Source organism: Pedobacter sp. D749 (genome assembly GCF_019317285.1).
In the GTDB taxonomy this organism is placed as follows: Bacteria; Bacteroidota; Bacteroidia; order Sphingobacteriales; family Sphingobacteriaceae; genus Pedobacter.
Genome location: NZ_CP079218.1, coordinates 5,061,539 through 5,087,046, shown reverse-complemented (window position 1 = coordinate 5,087,046; position 25,508 = coordinate 5,061,539). Strand labels below are relative to the sequence as shown.

Here is a 25,508-nt window from a genome sequence, read left to right as displayed (position 1 = left end):
AGATTAAAATGAAACTTTTAACGATGCGCCAAAGAACCTAACGGGAGGAGCAGTTCTAAACTCACCAAATTCACTTCCTAAATCATTTCCAAAGTTAGAAACCTCCGGATCGATGGTCTTGTTTGTTTTAGCCAGCCAGGTGATTAAATTCCTTCCAAAAACGGATACACTTGCTCTTTGTGCACCCACTTTACCTACGATAGATTTAGGCAGGTTATAACTTAAAGTAGCTTCTCTTAATTTTAAGAAAGATCTGTCTAAAATACGGTTAGCATAAGCATCAGCCTTGTTTGATGTGGTGTAGTAAAAATCATCTGTATTGGCTTCTGTTATTTGAGCTGTATTTTCTACAAATGTACCATCTGCTAATTTTTGAACCGAATTAGGAACAATAAAAGGACGGCGGTCGTTATAAGTTGTTTTTGCATCAGCACCTACGAAGTTCAATAAATCGGCCGTTCCAGAATAGAACACACCACCTTTATGCCAATCTAAGGTAAATGAAAGTGAAAAGTCTTTATAACGGAACTGATTATTTAATCCCATTACGAAATCAGGAAGTGTAGTACCAAAACTTACATTTTCAGAAGAATATACAGGATAGCCATTTTTATCCACAATTACCTGTCCGCTTGGGCTATAAGTACGTGAGGGTGCTTCAATTACACCAAGTGGTTGACCAACGCGCGCTACAAATTGCGCATCGTAAGCTGAATTTAATACTACCTTATCCAATCCGGCAGGCAATTCGGTTACTTTACTTTTTTCTTTTGTGAAGGTGTAATTTAAAGTCCAGTCGATATCGGTTGTTTTAATCGGCTTGATATTTACGGCCAGCTCTATACCCTTGTTACGTACAGAACCAAAGTTGACGATGTAAGAAGAATAACCTGTTGCCGGATCAATAGGCAATGGGATAATCTGATCTTTTCTTAATTTGTTGTAATAAGTTGCGTCAATACCAATACGGTCTTTTAAGAACCTGATTTCTGCACCTAACTCAACCTCTTGCACGCGCTCAGGTTTAAAGTTATTGCTATTTAACTGGTTAGAAATCGAATAACCCGCAACACCGAACATTGGAAATGTCAAGGTTCCAAAACCCAATGGAGATGCCGTTCTGGTAGCGGTATTAAATACACGGTAAGGATCGGTATCACTACCTGTTTCACCATAACTCGCTCTTAATTTTAAAAAGCTGATTGGTGTTTTAGTTAAATCGATGGCCTGAGAAGCAATGAAAGCCAAACTGGTAGCAGGGTAGAAGTAATTGTTATTGTTCTGAGGAAGTGTTGACGACCAGTCGTTTCTTCCTGTTAGGGTTAAATACAAATATTTGTTGTAACCTAAAGTTGCAGAGGCATAGGCACCAAATAAACGGCGGTGAGATTCTGCATTGGTTGATGTTGGTTTATTTGCAGAGTTGTTGATCTGATAAAAACCCGGTATCGCTAAATTTTCAATACGCGTATTTAATATTCTTGAACCACGATCATTATAGTTCACCCCAATTAAACCATCTAAATCGAAATGACTATTTAATTCCTTATTAAAAAGGGCATTTAATTTTGTATCGTACTCAAAAGTTTTCACAGATCCTTCGATTACATCACCGGCATCGGCTGCTCTAGAAGACCCCTCGATGTTACCACCATCATTATAGCTACCTGGGCTTGGTGCATTTTTATTGTGCCAGATTTTGCTAATGGCATTATCAACATCAGCACCTTGCTGGAATTGAAAGCTTAACCAATCTGTTGCTTTGTAATTTAAATTAATGTTACCGTATACACGATCACTCTTATACCTACTTCCATTTTCATAAAGGGCATAATAAGGATTTTCTGCATATGGAGTAAAATAATTATCTACATTAAAAAATTTGTTTTTATAATCCCGAAGGTCTTTAATCGGAATATCTCCAGGGATCTGTAGTATTTCTTCATAAAATGAAGATCCGATACCTGAATCACCACCACCTTGATTGATAAATTTAGTGGTTTTACCAACATAGTTTAAAGAGGCATCAGCAGTGAAATTTCCGTACTTGGTTGATCCCTTTAAGGTAAAGTTATTTCTTTTGTAAGAATCGTTGTCTGATGGAAGATAACCATCGCTATAAATATTACCATAAGAAAAATAAGCCGTACTGTTCTCATTTCCTCCGCTTAAGGCAATATTGTTATTTAACTCGATACCTGTAGTTAATGCATCTCTCACATTGTTTTTAATGAAAGAGTAAGGTTTTAATAACTGAGAGTTATCCACTACAGCACCCCAGGTCCTTAACTGTCCGTCATATTTTGGCCCCCAGTTTCCGTTTTCAGAAGGAATATAAGTACCATCCCAGCCTTGCCCAAACTGATCTTGTGGCTTATAAATAGAAGCAACATTGGTTAAGGTGGTTGAGGTAGAAAGGTCTACTTTCAATTTACCAGCAGCTCCTTTTTTGGTGGTTACAATTAAAACACCATTCGATCCGCGGGAACCATATAATGCTGTTGCTGCAGAACCCTTTAAAATACTGATGCTTTCGATGTTGTTCGGATCAATGTCGTTTGCATTGTTACCGAAGTCATAATTGTCACTGGAACCTGCTGTTGAGTTATCTAAAGGCACACCATCCACAACATACAAGGGTTGGTTACTACCAGTTATTGAAGAATAACCCCTTAAAATAACTTTGGTTGATCCTCCGGGAGCACCAGAAGTATTAGATATGTTTACCCCTGCAACCTTACCCTGCAAACCACCAAATAAACTTGCTGGTGCAGAAGCATTAACCTCGGCAGATTTAAAAGTGCTTTGAGAATACCCTAAGGTTTTTGTAGCCTTATTAACGCCTAACGCTGTTACCACAACCTCACCTAAGGCTTTAGAATCAGTAGCTAGAACGGCATTAATCACACTCAAGCTTCCGATTGGGCGGGTTTGAGTTGCAAATCCAATTGAAGAGAACTCAATTGTTTTGGCATTTGATGAAACTTTGATGGAGAATTTTCCATTCGCATCAGTAGAGGTACCACCAGCGGTCCCCTGAATTTTTACGCTTACTCCAGGAATTGGTAGCTTGTCTTCTGAAGACGTAACTGTTCCTGTGATTGTTCGATCCTGTGCCATTGCGCTCATCGCGAAAAACAGGACAATGAACAAACTCTGTAGAAGTTTTTTCATAGTAAATAGGTTAGTTATTGTGTAAAATAAAGCACTAAATTAGAGTTAGTTAATTCTTGAAGCAAATTTATTTTAACCTTTTTTAACTTGCAGCTTCCTAAATGCCCCTCAAGGCCTGTTTCATAATCGTAACTTTTTTGCTAATCAAACATTTTAACTAAAAAATTAGTAACTACCACCTGTTTTTAAGCTTTGCCGTTAATACCCGCCAAAAATTAGCCCACAAATAAGGTTTTTCCCATCACAAGTATAAAATCAGGTACAAGGGGTGAGACGCCAATAAAATATTAGTCGAAAACCGTAATCGGATGCAAGAAATTTTTCACGTCAGATCCCCTAATAATAAAAGGGCTGTCCGAAATGATCGGACAGCCCTCTAGCATCTTATAAATAAAATTATGGATAGCACTTCTAAAACAGGTGTGATATAACAAAACCTCTTAAAAGTACATTTCTGACGTCAAAACATCATTCCCTTTCTAAAACTTATCCCAAAACAATTTTGTGGTTACAACATCTCCTCCAATTGCACCGGAGGCCTGACTGTAATTACTGCCATTTAATTGCTGTTCATTGCTTGGATAGCTTAATCTGTTAGGAAAACCAGATTTAGCTCCTACTGGTGCAGTAATTTTTGGAAAATCCAATCTTCTTAACTCTGTCCAGCAATTAAAAGGCCTGTTATAAAGCGCGATCCATTTTTGGACACCTATTTTTTCTCTCCAGGTACCAGATGCCGTTGTATAGGAAACCAGTGGATTTGCCAGATAAGTGGATGCGTCTGTAGCGGTACCTCCCCAATATAAAATTGATGCCGTAATCGCATTATTGTAATGTGTTTGTGCATTACCGCTAACAGCATATCCTCTTTCAGCAGCTTCTGCTCTATTAAATTCAGTTTCTACATAATCCATCAGCAAGGTTTGCGCATCAGGAGCATAAACTTTAGGCCCTGGTTTAGAAACAGCAGATATCGTATTCACCTGCCCAACTATACCACCAACATAAGCACCGTTTGCATTGGTGCCAAAATATTGTGGTAAACGAGGGTCTGCCAGCGCTAATAATTTGTCTACCAAGTCTTTTGCGGCCACATAATCACCACGCCCACCCGTAACAATATCAACATAAAGTGGGTTTTGGTTTGGTGCACCTGCCAGATATTTAAAAGCTGCATTATCTACATCGGCAGAAATTGCACCTGCATCTGATGCTTCTACAGCCGTTTTGGCAATTGTATTGTCTGCATCTGCTAAAATTAAAGCTTGTTGCATCCGCAAAGAGTTACCAAATTTTATCCATTTTGAAATATCCCCTTGAAAAATAAGGTCCTCACTTGCAGAAAATCCTGCACTAGCCGTATTGAGCTGGGCTATGTCGGTATTTAATCTTTTTAATAGATCTAACGAAATCGTCTTCGCATCATCATATTTCGGAAAAAGATTTTGTTGATCTATCGACTGGCTATAAGGCACGTTGCCAAAAGTATTAACCAGAGTACTAAAGGCCAGCACTTGCATAATATCAATAATTGCCAGTTGATTCGATTTTATACCCGCGTTTAACGTAACATTAGCCTTTATAATGGTTGACGATTGAGTTAGATTTTGGAGCACTTCTCTATACATCGTAGTCCACCATGCCTGAGGAATATTTCTGGTACCGAAGTCGTACTGGGCTTCATCCTGATACGTTACCATTGCCCATTGACTTGTAGTGAATCTGAAAACATTGTTGTTAACACTGGCACTCGTAACAACATCGCTGTAAGATTTGGTTGCGAATGAAAACAAAGTCGCAGCAGGAACCTCCGATGGCCTTTTGGTATCAATATTAAGTGATGTAATATTCTTTTTACAAGCTGTAAAAGAAACAAGCATTGCAAAAAATATGATTGATTTTTTCATTTTATTGTTGATTTAATTAGAATGATAGCTTTGCATTAATCCCTATTGTCCTGGTTGTTGGATATGCGCCACTTTGTATCCCTTGCGCATTTCCAGAAGACAAATTCTCTTCCGGATCAGAATAAGGGAGATTTTTATGGATAATCCACAAATTTCTTCCAAAAACAGAAAGATCAATCCCTTTAACAGGTCCCCATTTTGAAATCATGGCTTTCGGAAAAGAGTACGTTAATGTCGCTTCTCTTAATTTTACATAACTGGCATCGTATGAAAATGCAGATTGCGGAAGGGTAGGAGAATTGGCATCTATCACAACGCGTTTAGTATTAACCTGACCGTTTTCTGTTACACCATCTAAAATAACGCCTCCGCTGTTTCCACCACTGGTTACCGGATTTCTTACCGGATTACCCAGATCGTTTAAACCAACGGTATTTGGTAAAATACCAGTATAGGTAGCATAAAACTGGTCTAATGACCAAACATTACCCCCAGAACGGATGTCGATTAAGAATCCTAAGGATACATTTTTATATTTAAAGCTATTATAAATACCGCCAATCCATTTTGGGTTAATATTGCCGATAACATTCGTTGTACTTGATGTTATTTTATAATATCCATCTGCGCCAATAACTTTTTGCCCATTTGCATTATAAACATAATCTTTACCCTGAATGGTTCCATATGGCTGACCTAAAGTAGCATTAACACTTATACCAGCCTGAAAACTAGCTAACTGCAAATTTTTACTATCATTATACAATTCCAAAACCTTACTGTTGTTTTTTGTCCAATTGATGTTAATATTCCAGGAAAAATCTTGTGTTTTAATTGGTGAACCATACAATGAAACCTCGACACCATTATTTCTTATCACGCCGGCATTAACAAAGGTATTGGTAAATCCTGTTGCAGCAGAAACCGCAACCGGTATAATTTGATTTTTTGTTTTTGTTAGGTAATATGAAGCATCAAAACCAATACGGTTATCCAAAAACGCCATATCTAAACCAATCTCACTGCTTTCTGTCTTTTCAGGTTTCAATGAAGGATTATTTGTAGTAAAAGGATATGCAAATAAAATGCTTGATCCAAATAGATTTTGAGAAGTATAAACATTTTTGGTACTTCCCCAAGGCGCATCGTTTCCAACTGTAGCATAGTTAACACGTAGTTTTCCGGATGATATCCAGTCAACTTTACCCTTTAGCTGCTGAGAGAACAACCAGCTGCCGGCAACCGAATAATAATTATATGCATTTCCACCTTCTGGAAGTGTAGAAGATTTATCTCTTCTAAAAGTACCTTCCAATGTTAAAGATTCATTATATGTCAGGGTAGCTCCGCCAAAAAATCCGTCAACTTCCTTAGGCTGATAGTTTTCTATAGGGGCCGCTACGGCACCAACCGAATTAGAAATACTATAAAGCCCTGGCACAATCAATCCCCCATTTGTGGTTGAAAAAACGCTGTTTAATAAACTCTTTCTGATATTACCTCCAAGCAATGCTTTCAAATTAAGGTCTTTCGTTACATTTTTATCAAAGTTTGCGATAAGGTCAAAATTTGTTTCGTTAAACGACCTGTCCGTACGGGCATAAGAAGCTGCTCCCTGACTTCCTACAGCAACCCTTTCTTCCTGAAATTCATTGTAAGCATCTAAAGAAACACGTCCGAGAACATTTAGCCAATCAGTAGCCTTATAATTTAAAGACGCATTCCCAAAAATCCTACTCCTTGTATCATTTTCATAATTCTGATACCTTGTCCAATAATAATTATCAGTATATTTAGGTACCAGGCCTGCAGGGGTAGAAGGGTCAGCCCAATTCCATGAAACATTTTGCTTATTTCTAAAGTAAGCATCCTTTTGAGCCATCATATCAACATTGGTTTGATACCATTGTCTAAAATTTTGGTTCACATTTAACCCACTATACCCTGAGCCATATCGACCCAAACCCTCAATTTTTGAATAATTCGCAAGTGCCGATGCGGTTAACCGATCGGTAATTTGGTATGTTGAGCCAAAATTCAATATATTTTTAATGATTTTACTATTGGGTAACGTTCCACGGTCATCACTTCTGGTATAGCCCAGCTTGATTGTCCCCTTATCGGATGCACCATCAAATATTATATTATTGTTATTAGAAATTGCTGTCTCATAAAATGTTGATGGATTATTTGCGGCAGCAACCCATGGCGTTTTTTTCTTATAATTAGGAGAATACGGATCAAAGGAATCCCATTGATACACAAGTAGGTTTGGATCAAATTTGGCACCGTAAGATGCATCTTCAGAAGTAGGAACAACCCTTTCCTTAACACCATTACCCTGAACATCAATCAATAAGAAACCATCTCCACTTTCATATCCGCTTGAATACCCGGCACCATATTCAGTTTGATACTCCGGAAAAGTTGATTTGTCAATTGTTCCGACGGTTAAACCACTATTAATCGTTATCCCCATACCTTTGCTCTTCCTGCTTTTTGTAGTGATCATAATTACACCATTCGCTCCCCTGGAGCCATAAAGCGCACTCGCTGCAGCTCCCTTAAGCACGTTAACCGATTCAATATCGTCAGGATTGATATCCGCTGCCGCATTTCCATAATCGTAACCACCTCTTCCTGTTCTCTGGTTAGTAGAATTATTGTTTGAATTGTCGACCGGAACACCGTCAACGACAAATAACGCCTGATTATTCCCTGTTAAAGACTTACTCCCTCTGATTACGACATTGGTTGATCCACCAATTGCATTGCCTTGAATAATCTGCAAACCAGATACTTTACCTGATAGCGCGGATGCTGCATTTGACGAGCGTGTTTGTGTAAGTTCTTCGCCTTTTACCTGCTGCGCTGCATAAGACAAGGTATTTTTCTTCCTAACCTGGCCCAAAGCAGTTACTACAACTTCATCCAAAGCCTTAGCATCTGAAGATAAGACAGCATTGATTACATTTGAACTTCCAATCGGTTTGGATTGAGTTGCAAACCCGATTGAGGAAAATACAATAATTTTAGCGTCTGGTGAGGCTTTAATGGAGAACTTTCCGTCAGCGCTGGTTGAGGTGCCCCCTGTGGCTCCCTGAATTTTTACACTTACTCCAGGGATTGGCAGTTTGTCTTCTGAAGACGTAACTGTTCCGGTGATAGTTCGATCCTGTGCCATTGCCGCTAGTGCAAAAAACATACAGATGAACAAACTCGGTAAAAGTTTTTTCATAGTTAAGAAATAGTTTAGTTATTGATTCGACTAATCTAAGCGTTAAGATTGAGTTAAAAAACTTTTTTTAACAAATTTTAACAAAAAATCACTAAAAAACACCAAATACCCATCATACAAACCAATAATACACTATAATTTTACTCAAAAAGCAATAATAATAACATAAATAGTATTTATTACACATAAATAATTGAAAAATGAACGCATTTTTATATAAAAAATACTAAAACACAATAAAAAACATTCAAAAAACACCAATACATCATAAAAAACAACCAAATAGATATGAAAATTCCAAATTTATCTTTAAAAAAACACGAAACACAATAACACTATAAAAAACAAGTAAAGAAATCTAAAACATGCTAATAATTAAAAAATATCCATGTAAAGTTAAATCCGCTCTACTTTGGTAAAAAGCAATGGAAATTCCAATTGATTATTTTTCGTCACTAACCGACTTCGGGATAGACCGAACTAAAGAGCATCTTTAAGAAGATATTATTTTCACTACATTATTTGCAGTTGTGGATTGGAAAGAAATAGAACCCTATGGGGAGTCAAAACAGGAATGGTAATCAGGTTTAAAAGCCATTGCCTGCGCGGAAAGTATCCGCTACCTCAAAGCTTCACAAACCGAACAAAAAGAAAAACGGCGTGATATTTTCACCATGAGTGCCGATGTCAACAGGATAGCTGGTGCGGTTCGTTCCCGTCCGAGAATTAAAAACTCACCGAATTGACTGCTTAACACTGATTTACAGCAAAATATAAACAGGAAACGGGCCAGAACTACTACAGAAAACTTTCTATCCTTTATAGGATTGCTCTTAACCTGACTAAAAGGACATCACTAACAGCCTATTTGAAATTAAATAAATTTATTTCGTATGTCAGTCTGAGCATAGTCGAAGACCATTTCAACACATTAATAAAGCAATTGACTACGCTACCATTGACAGATTCCAATAGAAAATCATCATTTCGAGGAACCAAGCAATCTTAATGCACACGCTATTAGCGATCGTTGTAAGATTGCTTCGTCGACTGAAAAAAGCCTTCTTATAATGACGTTTATGTAAACAATTGATATTTAGTGTTATTTTTTTGACCATATAAGACATTTAAGGACCATATAAGCTTACATGTTCTTATATGGTGTGAAAGCCTAAAGGATTATTTAATGAATTAGATGTTCTTAGGTGCCTAAGGTGGTTAATTAAACTGCGTAGTCTTTAATTTTTACGACCACCTTAGACATCTTAGCTCAATGAGTTTTGCAGGATGCAAAATCTTAAACCTAATACGTTAAAAAGCGAATATAGGACATCATTCCTATTTTTTTCAGGCCACAGACCTGATGGTTACTCGCAATGAAGATTCCTCACAGTTTACAGTTCGTTAAAAATTCTCCTGTCCATTTATATTGATTTTTATAAAATAAATTACCCCTCAGTGTGACAGCAAAGACCATTTATATTTGTTAAAAAAATTTAAACAGGCGATATGTTGCACACACTAATAACTACAAAATAGGACATTTCCAAAAAGTGTCTTACCGCCTTCCCAAAAATTCCTGAAAAGAGGATCATTAGCCAAATAAACTACCTGTCCACGTCCGAAATCTTGTACCCCGATTAAAAGACCGGTTTTAAGCTCTTCCCTTGCTTTTTTACCTACTACACCGGCCATTAAGCTTTTTTCGTTAATTAACCCCACATTCCAACCTTTAACAAAAGGCTCGTAGATCTTACGGTCTGTTTTTAAGCTATAATAGGTTTTACCCAGACCATAAGAAAACGGGTGACTTGCATCAAGATTGATCTTATAAATTGCACCAGGAATAGTAGTTTCAAAATCATCCTTGTCTTTGTTCTTAAAAAGAAGTTTGTTTGCTTCTGGCTTTTCATCCTTTTTTACAACAGCCTCCTTCTTTTTAATATCAAAACCTTTTTTCTCGAATACACTTTCGATGGCATCTTCCATCAAAATCAACCTTCCTCCCTTATTTAACCATGCGGTTAAACCCTCACCTATAAAAGGACTGTAACTTCCATCAGGCAAAATCAAGGTGTTTACCTTATTAATATCCAGGTTATTCAGCTCCTTAGCATTAATAATAATTGGAGAAAGGTTTAAATCGTGTTCAAGAAAAAACCAGGCTTCACCAAAAGCGAGTGAAGAAACCTCCATACCAGAAACAATTGCAATTTTAGGCTGTTTTAACAAAGGGTAAACATTAGAGCCAAAATCTTTTCCTTTTTCTACAAAACCACTGCTAACAGCCTGTATTGGCATGTTCAAAGTTTTGGAGATAGACGCAACCTTATCTTTCATCCCTTTTATCAGTCTTTCGTTTTCAGCCCTCAACACAATCAGGGTTCCTGCAGGATAGTCTTTTCCATTTACAGCAAATGGCTGATCAGCCTGCCTCACTTTTATACTTTCCTTTTGCAGCGCTGTTAAAACCTGAACATCTTCGCTTGTTCCCCAACTAAACAACCAGGCCAGAGGTTTGTCAAGCTCATTATTGATTATTTTGGGCTCTTCAATTGCTGAATATTTCCCTTTAATACTTTCTTTACTGGCATAACCCTTTAATCCGTACACATAGGGGAGGGCCCAGGCCGTAATATCATAAGTATTAGAATCGGTTACAAAGGTTTGTGGCTCTAATAAAACGTTAGCCAAAACTGCTCTTGGTTGCTGAATGTTAACAATTAAATCATTGCGGGCAATGGTAAAACTTTCTTCCTTTTGGGTATCGTAATCATAACCTCTTCCGCCTTTATCACCACCAAAGGCAAATTCGATTTTATTTTTGGTTAACAGTTCAGCCAGTTTTTTTAAGCGTGATAAATTAGTCGCTTTTATAATATAACTTTTATAAACACCCGGACTACTGGCTAATTCCTGCTGGAAATACTTTTTATACTCCTCTAATAATTTACTATGGTTTAAAGAAGTTACTTCAAGGGTCGACATTCCTGTTGTAAAGTGGTGTGCGATGCGATCTTTTAAGGTTAACGTATCACCATCGTTGGTTACCACTGATAATCCGGCTCTGATCCCTCCTTGCTCATAGGTCATACCTATTGATCCATTATACAAAGGATAAGTATCGCCATAAGAAGGGTAAAGCAGATCGAAACGCTCTTTAGTGAAATATTGCCAGCCTTCGGCATCAAAGTATTTGGCATTGTTTTTACCAACAACTACCTGGAAACTTTTTTGCCACGGTGTAATGTCATGGTGAACAGGCTCTGCTGCCGGCGCAAAATAGTAAGGCTCATTATAACCCTGTTCATGAAAATCAACATGTACCTGTGGCATCCATTGGTTATACAAAGCCAACCTTTGCTGGCTCTCAATTTGTGTTTGCCAGGCCCAGTCGCGGTTTAAATCGAAATAATAATGGTTTGGTCTGCCGCCTGGCCATGGCTCGATGTGCTCTCTTGATAATGGGTCAGAATTGGGTGTTTTACCGACCACACTATTAAAATAATTCACATAACGGTCTCTTCCATCTGGGTTTAAACAAGGATCAATTACTACAACCGTATTTTTTAACCAATCAACGGCAGGTTTATTATTACCCGAAACCAAGGTATAAAGCATCTTCATAGCAGTTTCAGTAGAGTTTGCCTCATTACCGTGCACATTATAACTTAACCAAAGTATAGCAGGCTGACTTGTCAGATCAACACTATTATTGATGCCGGTTGCCAGAATTAAATTGTTGCTCCTGATCTGTTCCAGTTTCGTTATGTTTTCTGACGAAGAGATAACTGCCACCATTAATGGCCGGCCCTCATTGGTTTTACCATATTCTATCAGCTTCATGTTTTTAGCAGAAGCCGCAGCGGTTTGCCTAAAATAATCGGCCACTTTATGGTGTGGGGTAAAGTGCGAGCCTAGGGGGTAACCTAAAAAATCGTCAGGAGATTTTAGCTGGGCATGTACAAAAAAAATGGAACTCAGGGAGATCAGACAGAACGTTAAGAGTCTTTTCATAGGTAATAATTTTACCTAATGTACTAATTTTGTTTTTTGTTAATGCGAAAGCTTAATTTTACATCATATTTTTTACCATAGGCATGATTACAACTGAAAGATTATACGATTACTATCAAGAAAACCCTGTTATTTCTACTGATACAAGAAACATTACACCCGGTTGTATCTTTTTTGCCTTAAAAGGAGATCTTTTTAATGCCAATGAATTTGCTTCTCAGGCTATTGAAAAGGGAGCAGCTTATGCAGTTGTAGATGAAGAAAAGTATGCAATGAACAGCCAATGCTTATTGGTTGAAGATGTATTAAGCACTTTGCAGGATCTGGCGCGCCATCACCGCAAACAATTAAATATCCCGGTAATTGGTTTAACTGGTAGCAATGGAAAAACCACGAGCAAAGAACTGGTAAATGCTGTTTTAGCCGAACGATACAAAACCTTTGCAACCTTTGGCAACCTAAACAATCATATTGGTGTTCCATTATCTATCTTATCCATTACCGATGATGTTCAGGTTGCGGTAATTGAAATGGGTGCAAACCACCAAAAGGAAATAGAACTGCTTTGTACCATAGCACAGCCTACCCATGGAATTATTACCAATGTAGGCATGGCACATTTAGATGGATTTGGTGGGTTTGAGGGTGTAAAAAAGGGTAAGGCTGAGCTTTATACCTATTTAAAAGAAACTCAAGGATACACTTTTATCAATAGAGACAATCCGCACTTACTTGAAATGAGCACTGCTGCAGGATTAAACAAACTGATTTATTACGGAACAGAAAACGGCAATACTATTAGAGGTACATTAAAAAGCAGCGATCCTTTTATTGAAGTAGACTGGACCAATCATGAGGTTTCATCATCAGTAAAAACCAATTTAACAGGTAGTTATAATTTTGAAAATATCCTTGCTGCCATCTGTATAGGAGACTTTTTTGACATGAGTCCTGAAGAAATCAATACCGGTTTATCGAACTATCAACCAAAAAACAATCGTTCGCAACTCACCAAAACTGAAAAAAATACAGTCATCTGCGATTTTTACAACGCCAATCCAAGCAGCATGACTGCGGCACTAAAAAATATCGCCCTGTTATCGGCCGATAAAAAAACAGCTATTTTGGGTGATATGTTCGAATTAGGACCAGAATCTGCTGGTCAGCATGAACTCATTGCGAAACAGGCTGCAGAAAGTGGCTTAAACCAGTTAATTTTTATCGGAAAAGATTTTTATGCCTTTAAAGATGCAATTAAAGGTGTGTTTTTCGAAACTCCGGACGAGGCAGCCACTTACTTGCAGGAAAATCCGGTTGAAGATCATTTGGTATTGCTAAAAGGCTCACGGGGAATGAAACTGGAAAGTTTGTTGCAATATTTATAGTTAATTAAATTTCTTAGACCAAATACGTCAACTTTATACAGCGCAACCTTAATTGACCACAGATAAAAAGGATGCACACAGATAAAATCTGTGTTTATCTGTGCGCATCTGTGGTTAAATACTGAAATTGATGACATTCCCTTAAAACGTACAGGCAATTTTACCATATACATAGCGGCCACTAAAACCAAACTGACTAACAGCCCTTGGATACAAGAACCTGCCATTTGAAGTATTGTCTAATCCACCTGAATAATTGCTGGTAGAAACACCGCTAAGGTTATTTTCATTATTCCTTGGATCGATGTATAATTTATCGGGATAAACATCAAAAATATTATTTGCCCCTACGGTTACCGACCATGTTTTGCTTGCAGCATAACTTACAGAGAAATCAGTTACCCATTTAGGGGCAAAAGTTTGATCCAACTGAGTTGGCAAACCATTGGCAGGAATATTTGGATCGATGGCGTTTAAATACGTAACTTCTCCAAAACGGACTGTTCTTGCCACGAATGATAATTTACTTACATTATAGGTTGCGGTAATATTTAATTTGTTTTTAGGCACCGAACTTTCGAAACGGGAGCGTTCCAAACGATCGAATAATTTCGCTTTCAAGGTTGGGTCACTTTCAATTTTATCGGATCCCTGAATGCTTCTTACCACGGTTTTATTTACATTTCCGGCAACACTTAAGATTAAGCTGCTTTTTGCACCCAAATTGAACCTGTTGGTTAACACCACATCGATCCCTGCGGTATTTGTGGTAATGGCATTGGTAAAAAATTGTACACTGTTAATCTGTGCCGCTGGGTCTACCGTATTTAAAATCTGGTTCACTACACCGGTTGGCACTAAAACACCAGCAGAACGTTCGCGGGCATATTGACTGGAGAAAACAATCCGGTCGCTGATATCAATGTTATAAGCATCGATGGTAAAAGTAAAGGTTTTGGCGATTTTGCCTGCCAAACCTAAACTTCCCGATTTAGAAATTTCAGGTTTTAATGCACCAACACCAAACTGGGCAACAATAGGATTTGCATTATTTACGGTTAAAACCTGTGTGGCATTGGTACCTACAAATTGCGTGCTTTCATTATTAAAATATTGTTGGTGTAAAGATGGTGCCCTAAATCCAGTGGAATAAGCTCCACGGATGGAAACATCACCAAAAAGCTTAACCTTACCCGTAAATTTATAGGAGAAGTTAGAACCGAAATCACTGTAATTTTCGTAACGGCCCGCAGCACCTAAAGTTACCCTCGTTCCAAATTCAGCTTCAAAATCGGCATAAGCACCAACGTTGTGCCTCGATTTATCCAATGCATTACTGGGTTTAAAACCCGGAAATACCTGCGCACCTGACGCAGTAGGCGACGTTCCGATCAATCTTCCGCCATTTGAATAAGATAAAAGCTCGCCTTCTTTGATCTGGTAGTTATCTATCCTAAATTCTCCACCAAAAGCTGTATTTAATGAAGTTAAAAATCCACCGTCAAAAGTATGTTTTTTGTTTAAATCGAGGTTACTGGTGTTCTGTCTGAATAGCAACTCGCCAGCATAAAATGAAGTAGGACTTGTTCCTGTGGGCAGGGAAGCATTAACCGTATTGTTAATATTAAACGCGATTGTATTTTCGCCGCTGGTATTGCTAAGGTCATAATCCCATGTACCCAATTTACCTCTTAAACCAGCAGAAAAAGAATAATCATTGATTTTGGTATCGATAAATGGTAAAAATCCATTAGGGTAGATCGACAAATCTATTTGGGTAGTTTGCGTTGGCAATCGGTAAAAACCCGCTGCACTTCCTGTTTTATGCGTAAAACCTGCAGCATAATACAATTGGGTAGTTTTCCCAAAATTGAACTGACCATTTAAAAATCCACCACCATTTTTGGAGTCGGAATTACCCACACGCATATTGTTTCTATCTAAACCATTTGCAGCAGCCCTGGCGTCATCGGCGGCTTTTAAACTGGCAAAACGGGCCTGAAAAGCGGCTTCTGTTTCTGTAGAACCTTTCGTTGGACTTGCAGAATACAATAAAGGACGGGTATCTAAACCACCACGGTTGGTATATCCACGCTGAAGATATTGGGCCGCAAAATTGATGAAACCTTTATCATTCTTAAATGCCCAGCCTTTGCTAAAATCAACCTGAAAAGTTCTGCCATCGCTAAAATCGCGACCAAGGGCATTTGAAGAAGACTGACCAAAAGAGGTAGAGAAACTATATGGTGTTACCTTTTTTAAAACAATGTTGATTACCCCCGCAATCGCATCCGAACCATACTGTGCCGCAGCACCGTCGCGCAGCACCTCAATGCGTTCAATCGCCGAAACAGGAATGGAGTTTAAATCAGTTCCAACAGAACCACGGCCGAAAGTACCATTAATGTTTACAAGGGCTGTGGTATGCCTACGTTTTCCGTTTACCAGCACCAAAACCTGATCTGGCCCTAAACCACGTAAAGATGCCGGATCGATGTGATCGGTACCATCAGAAACGGTTTGCCGGTTAGAGCTAAAAGATGGTGCCACAAAATTCAAAATCTGTGTTAAATCGGTCTGCGCAAATACTTTAACGTCTTTTGTAGAAATCAGATCAACCGGAACCACGCTTTCAATGTTCGTTCTCGGCGTCGATCTCGATCCCACCACAACTACATCACTTAATAATTCTTTTGTATCCTGCAGCGCAAAATCCATCGTTTTAACAGTGTTGTCGATTTGAACAGCTACTTCAGAAGTTTGATAACCAGTAAAAGAAATCCTGACTTTATAAGCTCCGGCAGAAGGAAATTTTAAGGCATATAGCCCGTTTCCATCAGAAGATGTTCCAATTTTTGAACCAACTACCTGAACAGTAGCGCCTGGAATAGCTAATCCTGCAGAATCCGTAACCTTACCCTTTAAACCTTGGGCAAATAGTTGTGTAGAAATTAAAAAAAGAAGAAGGGGCAGGATGTTTTTGAGTAATATTTTTATCATAGTTCATAGGTTATAAACAATAATAACAATTTAATTACAAATTTTTATGCAATAGCAAATAATTTCAAAATAAAATTCTGAAAAATACCCGTTTTAACAAACAATCCTAAATTCTAAAATAAATTTAAAAAGATAATGAGGTAAGCCTGGTATTATTGAACCATATCAACTAAAACACCAACATCACTTACCTCTAAAAGTGGATTATCGCGCATATTCTGCTCAATTTCGATTTCAAACTTACCATTTCCTGGAAAATGATAGTTGGTAAGCATGGGTAAGGTATAACTGAATACATTTCCAGAGCCGCTACCCAGCCATTCGCCATCATTTTTAGCGAGTTTATACTGGTAACGCCTGGTTATTACCTTTTTACCGTCTTTAAAATGGACCAGAATAAATATATTGGCGTATTTATAATCTGCGGTATGCCTAAGCTTGAAGTAAATATTATAGGCTTTGGTATTGTCTTTTATTTCAAATGTCGTCGAAATATGGTTGCGGTAAGTCCATCGGCGATCGGCAATCTCAACATTGCTGTCGATTACGCTGGCCATACAGCCCACAAATAGGGTAACCATTAATAAAAAGCCAATCGAAATTATCAGCTTTTTATTCAGCAGCAGGTTTATTTTCTGAGCCATTATTGTTGTTTCGGCGGTTATTATTTTTCCTACGGTTATTTCTATTCTTATTTTTGCTCTGTTCTGGCTTAACACCCTCTGCAGCTACATTTCCTTCAGCTTTCACTAAAGGCTTTTGCGCTTGTGGTTGCTGTGGTTTTGGTTTATTATTTTGAGGTTTTGGCCCATTAACATGCTGTGGTTTTGGTACTGCCTGTTGCTGTGGTTTCTGCCCGTTAGGCTGTGGTTTCCCGCTTTGTTGGTTCTTCTGGCCGCCTTGCTGGGGTTGCTGTTGCTTAATAGGCGCAACATTCTTATCACCAGCAGGTACTCTTTCTCTTCTATTTTGGTTATTGTTGCGGTTATTTTTCTGGTTGTTGTTCTTACTCTGGTTATTTTTACCACGAGAACGCTCATCTAAGCGGGTTAAACTATCCTGACCAACTACGTTTTCATAATCGAAAGATTTTTCTACCACAACTGGCGCGGCAATCTGAACGGCTTCTTCTTTTAAGTTAGGTGCTTTTTTACCCGCCTTGTTCATCGCCATGATCTCTTTTACCCGGGCAGCTTTAACCGGAATCCAGTTTTCATCGCCCTGGTAACTAAACCACATAATTTTTTTGAAAATATCTGTTTTCTGATGACGGGCATAACCCGCTTCAGTATCCAGGTTTTCAATTCTATCGGGAATATCTTTTAAAGCATCCAGATAGGTATCCAGCTCATAGTTTAAGCAGCATTTTAATTTACCGCACTGCCCCGCAAGCTTTAAAGTATTTAATGATAAATTTTGATATCGAGCCGCAGCTGTAGATACGGTTTTGAAATTGGTTAACCAGGTAGAGCAGCATAATTCGCGACCGCAAGAGCCAATTCCGCCTAAACGGCCAGCTTCCTGGCGCATCCCGATCTGGCGCATTTCAATCCGGATACGGAAACTCTCCGCCATTTTTTTAATCAGTTCGCGAAAATCCACACGTCCATCAGCTGTATAAAAAAAAGTGGCTTTGGTTTTATCGGCCTGATAATCTACATCACTGATTTTCATCTGCAAACGGAGATCCAATGCCAGTTTACGGGCTTTGTGCATGGTTTCCCATTCCATCCCTTTGGCGGCGTTCCATTTCTCTACATCAGCTTCAGTAGCTTTACGGTAGATTTTTTTGGTTACCTGATCAAGTGCCGTTTTACGTCGTTTCATCTGGATCCTTACCAGTTCGCCCGTAAGCGAAACGTGCCCCACATCAAAACCACCTGTTGGCCCTTCAACAGCAACAAGTTCTCCAATTTCCAGATAAATGTTATCGTTATTGAGGAAAAACTCTTTACGTGAGCCTTTAAATTTGATTTCGGTAACCTGAAAAGGTTTATAATTAGAAGGCATATCCAAATTAGACAGCCAATCGTGAACTTCCATTGTTTGGCAACCACCGGTGCCACATGAGCCATTACTTTTGCATCCATTAGGGGTGCAACCACCACCTGTTGAACAACTTCCACATCCCATATTAATTGTATATATATTGAGTCCCCGCAGGGAGCGTTTTAAACTTGATAATTTTTACCAATTGTAAAGATACATCTAAAAACAGAATTTTCGGGTTTGCGTTTCTTTCAATGTGGTAATGTGCCTTTTCCAGTTCGCCAATTATGGCTTCTGCCATAGGTAAGGTAAGCACGTGTGTACTGAGTTTTTTTGCGGTTTCAAAGGTCAGTGGGGGTAATTTCACCAATTCTTCAGCCCCACTTAAAATTAAACAGCATTCGCGTAAATAATTTACGCCATATTTTAAAAAATTCTTCTGGTTTTCTCTTCCCCACTTCGCTGCCTCGTCGGTAAAGTCGATCAAATCGGGCACTTTATTGCCAAATCCCATTCTTAACCAGGCCGTAAACGTACCAGAACTGTCGCTTTGCGTATCTGCCGCAAGGGCTTTTGCTTCAATTAAATTTCCATCCGCCAAAAAGGAATAATCAATAGCCTGATGTTCAGTTAATCCACTTGCATTCAATAAATATCCGGTTACCTCTTCTGATGAAAGCTTCGGAATTTTCACAATTTGAGTCCTGGATAAAATGGTGGTTAAAATCTGATCCTGACTTTGGGCGATTAAAATAAATAAGGTATTTGCAGGCGGTTCTTCAATCAATTTCAATAAGGCATTTCCAGCTTTATCCAAATATTCGGGCAACCACATGATTAAAACTTTAGTCTCTGCCTCAAAGGCTTTATAACTTAGTTTTTTAATAATATCGTGGCATTCGGCGATGTTAATATTTGCCTGTTTATTGGCTGCATCGAGTTTAGAGCGCCAGATATCCATATCAAAATAAGGATCATGCATTAACATGCCCCGCCATTCTTCCAACACATCTACAGCAGTTTTTACACTGGCAGAAGCAAAAAACGGATAGGAGAAATGCAGATCGGGGTGAATGAGGCGTTCGTATTTTCTACAACTCGAACATTCGCCACAGCTATCATTTTCGCCTTTATTAAGGCAATTGATATATTGTGCATAGGCAATAGCCAGGGGTAAAGCCCCAGAACCAGCAGGCGACAAAAACAGTTGCGCATGGCTAATGCGGTTTTCCTTAACCGTTTGCACTAGTTGTTGCTTCACTCTTTCCTGTCCGATGATTTCTTTAAACTGCATTTGGTGCAAAATAAGAAATAGATATGAGATTCACACATTCGTCATCACGTTCTTACTTTTGAAACACACTTTTTGATGTTCGGGAAACCTTAGGAATTAGATTGCCGGAATCATTTAAATAGATTTTTTCCGTTAATTGATGTGCTCACATTATTTTGAAAAGCAAGGTCCTGTGCGTTTCGGTTCCGAAAGTCCTGCTATCGCTTCAAGTCCTCGCTACGCTGTGGGCTTTACGCTCTATCAGGTTTATTAACTAAATCAGTAATTCTTTGGGAACATCAAATAGCACACCCTGCAACTTTACACAAACCGCACCAGTCTGCATCAACTAAACCTGATGGGAGCGGCAGCGCAATGTCATTTAGTTCAGGTTTTTAACCACAGATGGACACAGATAAACACGGATTTTTATATCTGTGTCCATCCTTTTTATCTGTGGTTACCTATAATTTCAAAAACCTTACCTTTGGCTTTTATTTTTTTAACGGTGGTAAACGCTTTGCGCCAAACACCCAACGCTTAACTTATGGCAAGGATCCTCGCATTTGATTATGGAACAAAACGCATCGGCATTGCGGTAACCGATCCTTTGCAGATTATTGCAACAGGTCTGGATACAGTGCACCCTAAAGATGTGATCGAATATGTTAAAAAATATATGCTTAACGAGCAGGTTGAGGCATTTGTACTTGGCGATCCGAAACAAATGGATGGTTCTCCATCCGATTCTGCACAACATGTAAAGGGCTTTGCTACGCTGTTGAAAAAATCATTCCCCGATATCCCCAGGCATTGGGTTGATGAGCGTTTTACCTCTAAATTGGCCCACCAGGCCATTATGCAAAGCGGCTTAAAAAAAATGGACAGAAGGGATAAAGACAGGGTTGATACCATTGCTGCAACCATCATTTTACAATATTTTATGGAAAGTAACCGTTTATAACCAACAAATGAGCCTAATAAACGACGATTTACAGGATTTACTAATTGCCTATTGCGAGCCTGAAAGCGAATTGCTACAACAGATAGATCGCGAAACCAATCTTAAAGTTTTAATGCCACGGATGCTCTCTGGCCATTACCAGGGTAGGGTGTTGAGCATGCTGAGCAAAATGATTTCCCCTAAAAGGATTTTAGAAATCGGCACTTTTACCGGTTATGCCACCTTGTGCCTTGCTGAAGGATTAACAAAAGATGGCCTGTTGTATACCCTGGATATTAATGAAGAACTGGAAGATATGGTTCGCCGAAACTTCGCCAAATCAGCATATAACGACCAGATTAACTACATCCTTGGCGACGCTACCACTACAATAGCAAGTTTAGATGAAGTTTTCGACATTGTTTTTATCGATGCTGATAAGAAAAACAACGGCAGCTATTACGATCTCATTTTTGATCGCGTTCGCCCGGGCGGAATTATCATTGTTGATAACGTGTTGTGGAGTGGAAAAGTACTGCAGGAGAAACAGGATAAAGACACCAGAAATATTACTAGTTTTAATGATAAAATAGCTGCAGATGAACGGGTTGAGAAACTGATCTTACCTGTTCGGGATGGTTTGTTTGTGATTAGGAAGAAATGATGATGGCATATAGTTAATGGCTCACGGCTTCTAAGCCAAGCCTATCAACCATTAAACCATGGTCTATTAACCAAAAAAGAAATGAAGAAAATCTTTACTTTTTGTCTGTTCCTTTTAACGGGGATTATTGCAAAAGCGCAAGACACAGAAGAATATATCGCGGATCACGTAGAATATGCACAGGGTTTGATGCATGATCATAAAATTCCGGCCAGCGTTATTTTAGCCGTTGCCATACATGAATCGGCAGCCGGAAACAGTAAAATTGCGCAGCACCTCAATAACCATTTTGGTGTAAAAGGGCCTAACAACAATGCAGAAATTCGCTCATCGTACCGGGATTATTTAAACGCGGATGAATCTTACAGCCATTTTGTAGAAATTATGGAAACCCGTGAGCCTTTTAACAATCTTTTTGCAAAATACGATCAGTACGATTATAAAGGTTGGGCTTATGGCATCCGTCGCTGTGGTTACGCCAGTAGCAGAAGCTGGGCCAGCCAGGTGATTGGCTTAATTAAAAAATACGAACTCTATCGATATGACGAGCGGCCAGAAGGATACGAAGAACCTGTTTATGCTACTCCTGTACGCCGCCACACCAGAAGCAGAAGGACAGCAAAAACTTATACTGTGAAATCTGGCGATAACTTAAGTATCATAGCAAAAAAGAAAGGCACAACTGTTAAGTCACTCATGCAGAAAAACGGTATTAAAAAGGCAAACTTAAAACCAGGACAGAAGATTAAGTTTTAGTCTTAAGTCCGTAGTCATGAGTCCTAAGTCTAATTACAGTTCACAATTAACCAGTTAACCGATTAAAAATTAACCCCATATGCGTTCATACCATCATTACCTTTTAATCTTGTCAATCCTTATTCTTTTTAGTTCTTGCGGTACGCGGAAATTTTCCAAAAACAACAAACAGATCGAAAAAGCAGCCAACAAAGCCAATAACAATTCGTACAAAAGCTATAATACGCTAAGTTATATTGATGAGTTTAAAGGTGTAGCGGTAGAAGAAATGAATGCAAACGGTATCCCTGCAAGTATTACTTTGGCGCAGGGAATTTTAGAATCCGGCAGTGGAAATAGCGATCTGGCTAAGTATGCGAACAATCACTTTGGTATTAAATGCACATCAGATTGGAAGGGAAAAAACTATTTCCGCGATGATGACCAGAAAAACGACTGTTTTAGGGTGTATAAAGATGCCCGCGAATCTTTCAGGGATCATTCTGATTTTTTAAAGCGCAAGCGTTACAGTTTTCTTTTTCAGCTAGATAAAAACGATTACAAAAGCTGGGCGCAGGGATTAAAAACAGCGGGATATGCAACCAATCCTAAATATCCTGATCTGTTAATTAACACCATCGAAAAATACCAGCTTTACCAGTATGATCAATCAGAAAGCGAAAAGCAGAAGATCGCCCGGGAAGATCGTGTCTTTTCAGAAATCAATCAAAATATTCCTCAAGAGAAGGCCAAGTTTGCGCCAGTAGAAACGCCACCCGCAGGCGCCAAACCGATTATTGCCGATGGCACTTATACCGTTGTTAAAGGAGATACGCTGTACAACATAGCAAAACGTTTTAATTTAACGGTCGATCAGTTAAAAATGCTAAACGAAATGAGTACCGACGCCATTAAGCTGGGCCAAACACTTAAGGTTAAATAATGTTAAGTACAAACATAGCCTGCCAGATATTTGTAGTTTTGTAGCTTAATGAAATTCTTTATTCCCTTTATACTTGTTTTCGGCTTCTCTACGTGGCTTCATGCACAGAATAAACCCGTGCAGGGAATAGTTATTGATAAAGAAACCAAGCAGCGTTTGGCTAAGGTTTATATCTATAACATCCGTACGGGTGATGGTTTATACAACAATACTAAAGGCGAGTTTAGCACTTTTGCTTTACCTGGTGATACTTTAGTTGCAGCTTTATCAGGCTATGGAGTAGATACTATTGTTTTTAAAGGACAGACGGCTGCATACTTTCAACTCAGATCGTTAGGCATCAGACTTCGTGATGTAGTAATTCAACAAAAAAGATTAAGTCCACAGCAGCAATACGAAAAAAATGTTCAGGAATACCGCTACCAAACCATGAAGGGAAGTAGTAAAGATTTATTGAATTTAGGTAACGGTGGAGTTGGTTTAGGCATAGATGCCATTTACAACCTGTTAAGCAAACAAGGAAGAAATGCCCGTCACCTTCAAAAAATCCTGGAAAAAGATTATCGTGAAGACCTGATCGATTATCGTTTCAGCGCAAGTCTGGTTAGTCAGGTATTAGGTATAAAGGATGCTGAACTGATAGATTTTATGCAGCAATATAGACCTACCTATCAATTTGTTTTAGATGCAACAGATTATTCCTTTAATCTTTTTATCAGAAATGCCTATAAAAGCTACAGGTTAAATCCCAGGGCGCTACAATTGCCAGCATTGCCTAAAATAACAATCGATAAGCTGTGAAAGCGCCCATCCTGATCGTTAAAAAACTTCCGGCAGCCGGTATGGCCATTTTTCCATTTATCCTGCTAAAATCGGCAAAGCTTAAAAACGATCCGGAGATGATTAACCACGAAAAAATCCATTTGCGCCAGCAGATTGAACTGCTTATTTTACCTTTTTATCTGCTGTATCTTTTTAATTACCTGATCAACCTGTTTAAGTACCAAAACCACGATATGGCGTATAGGAACATTATTTTTGAAAAGGAAGCTTATGATCATGAAACCGACTTTAATTACTTGAAAAATGGCAATTGGTATGGCTGGATCAGATTAATATAACAGGGCGCTTTTCTGTCCAAATTGAATTGCCGATCTGGCAATCATTTTGTTAAATGCTTTTTATCTCTAAATTTTTTCTTTTTCTTTGTAATAATGAAGAACTGTTTAGCTGCCATCATCCTGATTCTAAGTTTCTGCTCTACCCAATTACATGCACAGGAAATTGATACCATTCCCATCAATACCAAAGACATGAACATTAAGTTGAAACGCAGTCCACTGCCAAGCAGACAAGGCCCGTTAAACTTTGAGCCGGTAAAAATCAAACCTCTGGTTGTTAATGCAAAAATCAATTACTGGAAAACCAAAACCAGTATCGGCATTAACGTTAACCAGGCACAGTTTAGCAATAACTGGAAGGGCGGGGGTACCAACTCTGTAGCTGTTGGCGGTTTGGTTAACTGGAAAGCAGAATACAACAAAAACAGTTATAGCTATGTTAGCGAGCTTGTTTTGCAATATGGTAAAATAAAAAACAAAGATCAGCTGCAAAAGAAAACCAACGACCGGATTTTTTGGGACAATAAAGCCTCTTTTCAATTATCAAAAAGCTGGTTCTTCTTCGGATCCTTAAGTTTTGAATCCCAATTCGATAACGGTTATTCTTACAGTGTGGTAAACGGCCAGGAAACCGCCACACTGATTTCAAAATTTATGGGTCCGGGTTATTTGACAGAGTCTATCGGTTTCGAGTACAAACCTGTTACCTATTTTTCTACCCGTATAGGTACCGGTACTGCACGCCAAACTTTTGTACTGGACGAAAAGCTTTTTCCTAAACCGGTTGATCCTACCGATCCATCAAAAAACAGTGCTTTTGGGGTACCGTATGGCAAAAAAGTACGTAATGAGCTGGCTTTTCAGATTGTAAGTGCATTTGATAAGGATATATTTACCAATACAAATCTTAAGGCACGTTATCAAATGTTCATTCCTTATCAGGATTTTAAGATGAGCAATATTGATCACCGGTTAGATGTTGCATTAACGGCAAAAATCAATCGTTTTATGAACACAAGTTTAACTGGCGTACTCCTGTTCGATAAGGATACAGGCACGAATAAAATACAGGCCAACCAAACGCTGGCCCTTGGTTTTGGGTTTACCTTCCCGAGGTAA

16 protein-coding genes are annotated in these 25,508 nt (G+C 38.7%); 8 read left to right on the top strand and 8 right to left on the bottom strand.

Annotated features, from left to right (window positions below; all coding sequences use genetic code 11):
* Positions 1-3: 3 nt before the first annotated feature.
* From KYH19_RS20835 to KYH19_RS20820, 4 genes are all read right to left on the bottom strand, one after another.
* Positions 4-3,174 carry a SusC/RagA family TonB-linked outer membrane protein gene (locus tag KYH19_RS20835; protein WP_132395687.1) on the bottom strand — a complete coding sequence of 1,057 codons (3,171 nt, stop codon included), beginning with the start codon at positions 3,172-3,174 and terminating at the stop codon, positions 4-6.
* 479 nt (positions 3,175-3,653) lie between these two features.
* On the bottom strand, positions 3,654-5,081 hold the full coding sequence (locus KYH19_RS20830; RefSeq protein WP_219076503.1) for a SusD/RagB family nutrient-binding outer membrane lipoprotein: 1,428 nt from the start codon (positions 5,079-5,081) through the stop codon (positions 3,654-3,656).
* A gap of 16 nt (positions 5,082-5,097) precedes the next feature.
* Positions 5,098-8,319, bottom strand: coding sequence for a SusC/RagA family TonB-linked outer membrane protein (locus KYH19_RS20825; protein ID WP_219076502.1), 3,222 nt, complete (start codon positions 8,317-8,319; stop codon positions 5,098-5,100).
* Between the two features lie 1,521 nt (positions 8,320-9,840).
* Positions 9,841-12,336, bottom strand: a complete 2,496-nt coding sequence (locus tag KYH19_RS20820; protein ID WP_219076500.1) for a M14 family metallopeptidase — start codon at positions 12,334-12,336, stop codon at positions 9,841-9,843.
* Positions 12,337-12,419: 83 nt separating this feature from the next.
* Between KYH19_RS20820 and murF the strand changes: the two genes are divergently transcribed.
* Positions 12,420-13,721: a UDP-N-acetylmuramoyl-tripeptide--D-alanyl-D-alanine ligase gene (gene murF, locus KYH19_RS20815; protein ID WP_219076499.1), complete on the top strand. Its 1,302-nt coding sequence runs from the start codon at positions 12,420-12,422 to the stop codon at positions 13,719-13,721.
* A gap of 141 nt (positions 13,722-13,862) precedes the next feature.
* On the opposite strand, the gene KYH19_RS20810 is transcribed toward murF, so the two are convergent.
* The 4 genes from KYH19_RS20810 to KYH19_RS20795 all read right to left on the bottom strand — a co-directional run bounded on the left by KYH19_RS20810 (position 13,863) and on the right by KYH19_RS20795 (position 20,004).
* Positions 13,863-16,721: a TonB-dependent receptor gene (locus tag KYH19_RS20810; protein ID WP_219076498.1), complete on the bottom strand. Its 2,859-nt coding sequence runs from the start codon at positions 16,719-16,721 to the stop codon at positions 13,863-13,865.
* Positions 16,722-16,873: 152 nt separating this feature from the next.
* The gene (locus tag KYH19_RS20805; RefSeq protein ID WP_219076497.1) at positions 16,874-17,365 is read right to left on the bottom strand and encodes a gliding motility lipoprotein GldH; all 492 of its coding nucleotides are present in this window, start codon (positions 17,363-17,365) and stop codon (positions 16,874-16,876) included.
* A complete protein-coding gene (ricT, locus tag KYH19_RS20800) occupies positions 17,334-18,854 on the bottom strand; it encodes a regulatory iron-sulfur-containing complex subunit RicT (protein WP_219076496.1) in 1,521 nt (506 codons plus the stop codon). The genes KYH19_RS20805 and ricT overlap by 32 nt, the downstream gene beginning before the upstream one ends.
* A 1-nt stretch (position 18,855) precedes the next feature.
* Positions 18,856-20,004, bottom strand: coding sequence for an ATP-binding protein (locus KYH19_RS20795; protein ID WP_121285469.1), 1,149 nt, complete (start codon positions 20,002-20,004; stop codon positions 18,856-18,858).
* Positions 20,005-20,530: 526 nt separating this feature from the next.
* Here KYH19_RS20795 and ruvX point away from each other — a divergent pair.
* The 7 genes from ruvX (at position 20,531) to KYH19_RS20760 (ending at position 25,508) form a co-directional block, all read left to right on the top strand.
* On the top strand, positions 20,531-20,947 hold the full coding sequence (ruvX, locus tag KYH19_RS20790; RefSeq protein ID WP_090497526.1) for a Holliday junction resolvase RuvX: 417 nt from the start codon (positions 20,531-20,533) through the stop codon (positions 20,945-20,947).
* Between the two features lie 7 nt (positions 20,948-20,954).
* Positions 20,955-21,590, top strand: a complete 636-nt coding sequence (locus KYH19_RS20785) for an O-methyltransferase (protein WP_219076495.1) — start codon at positions 20,955-20,957, stop codon at positions 21,588-21,590.
* Between the two features lie 81 nt (positions 21,591-21,671).
* Complete coding sequence (locus KYH19_RS20780; RefSeq protein WP_219076494.1) at positions 21,672-22,346, top strand: glucosaminidase domain-containing protein; 675 nt, start codon at positions 21,672-21,674, stop codon at positions 22,344-22,346.
* Positions 22,347-22,455: 109 nt separating this feature from the next.
* Complete coding sequence (locus KYH19_RS20775; RefSeq protein WP_255562484.1) at positions 22,456-23,268, top strand: glucosaminidase domain-containing protein; 813 nt, start codon at positions 22,456-22,458, stop codon at positions 23,266-23,268.
* 48 nt (positions 23,269-23,316) lie between these two features.
* Complete coding sequence (locus KYH19_RS20770; RefSeq protein WP_219076492.1) at positions 23,317-24,069, top strand: hypothetical protein; 753 nt, start codon at positions 23,317-23,319, stop codon at positions 24,067-24,069.
* Positions 24,066-24,389 (top strand): hypothetical protein, encoded by a 324-nt coding sequence (locus KYH19_RS20765; RefSeq protein ID WP_219076490.1) that lies wholly within the window; start codon positions 24,066-24,068, stop codon positions 24,387-24,389. Before KYH19_RS20770 ends, KYH19_RS20765 begins: the two co-directional genes overlap by 4 nt.
* Positions 24,390-24,482: 93 nt before the next feature.
* Positions 24,483-25,508, top strand: coding sequence for a DUF3078 domain-containing protein (locus tag KYH19_RS20760; protein ID WP_219076489.1), 1,026 nt, complete (start codon positions 24,483-24,485; stop codon positions 25,506-25,508).

Bases quoted from the DNA above. Each gene is read 5' to 3' on its own strand.
- KYH19_RS20830 (WP_219076503.1), bottom strand. From the start codon at position 5,081: ATGAAAAAATCAATCATATTTTTTGCAATGCTTGTTTCTTTTACAGCT.
- KYH19_RS20760 (WP_219076489.1), top strand. From the start codon at position 24,483: ATGAAGAACTGTTTAGCTGCCATCATCCTGATTCTAAGTTTCTGCTCT.
- KYH19_RS20805 (WP_219076497.1), bottom strand. From the start codon at position 17,365: ATGGCTCAGAAAATAAACCTGCTGCTGAATAAAAAGCTGATAATTTCG.
- ruvX (WP_090497526.1), top strand. From the start codon at position 20,531: ATGGCAAGGATCCTCGCATTTGATTATGGAACAAAACGCATCGGCATT.
- KYH19_RS20770 (WP_219076492.1), top strand. From the start codon at position 23,317: ATGAAATTCTTTATTCCCTTTATACTTGTTTTCGGCTTCTCTACGTGG.
- murF (WP_219076499.1), top strand. From the start codon at position 12,420: ATGATTACAACTGAAAGATTATACGATTACTATCAAGAAAACCCTGTT.
- ricT (WP_219076496.1), bottom strand. From the start codon at position 18,854: ATGGGATGTGGAAGTTGTTCAACAGGTGGTGGTTGCACCCCTAATGGA.
- KYH19_RS20795 (WP_121285469.1), bottom strand. From the start codon at position 20,004: ATGCAGTTTAAAGAAATCATCGGACAGGAAAGAGTGAAGCAACAACTA.
- KYH19_RS20810 (WP_219076498.1), bottom strand. From the start codon at position 16,721: ATGATAAAAATATTACTCAAAAACATCCTGCCCCTTCTTCTTTTTTTA.
- KYH19_RS20780 (WP_219076494.1), top strand. From the start codon at position 21,672: ATGAAGAAAATCTTTACTTTTTGTCTGTTCCTTTTAACGGGGATTATT.
- KYH19_RS20835 (WP_132395687.1), bottom strand. From the start codon at position 3,174: ATGAAAAAACTTCTACAGAGTTTGTTCATTGTCCTGTTTTTCGCGATG.
- KYH19_RS20825 (WP_219076502.1), bottom strand. From the start codon at position 8,319: ATGAAAAAACTTTTACCGAGTTTGTTCATCTGTATGTTTTTTGCACTA.
- KYH19_RS20820 (WP_219076500.1), bottom strand. From the start codon at position 12,336: ATGAAAAGACTCTTAACGTTCTGTCTGATCTCCCTGAGTTCCATTTTT.
- KYH19_RS20785 (WP_219076495.1), top strand. From the start codon at position 20,955: ATGAGCCTAATAAACGACGATTTACAGGATTTACTAATTGCCTATTGC.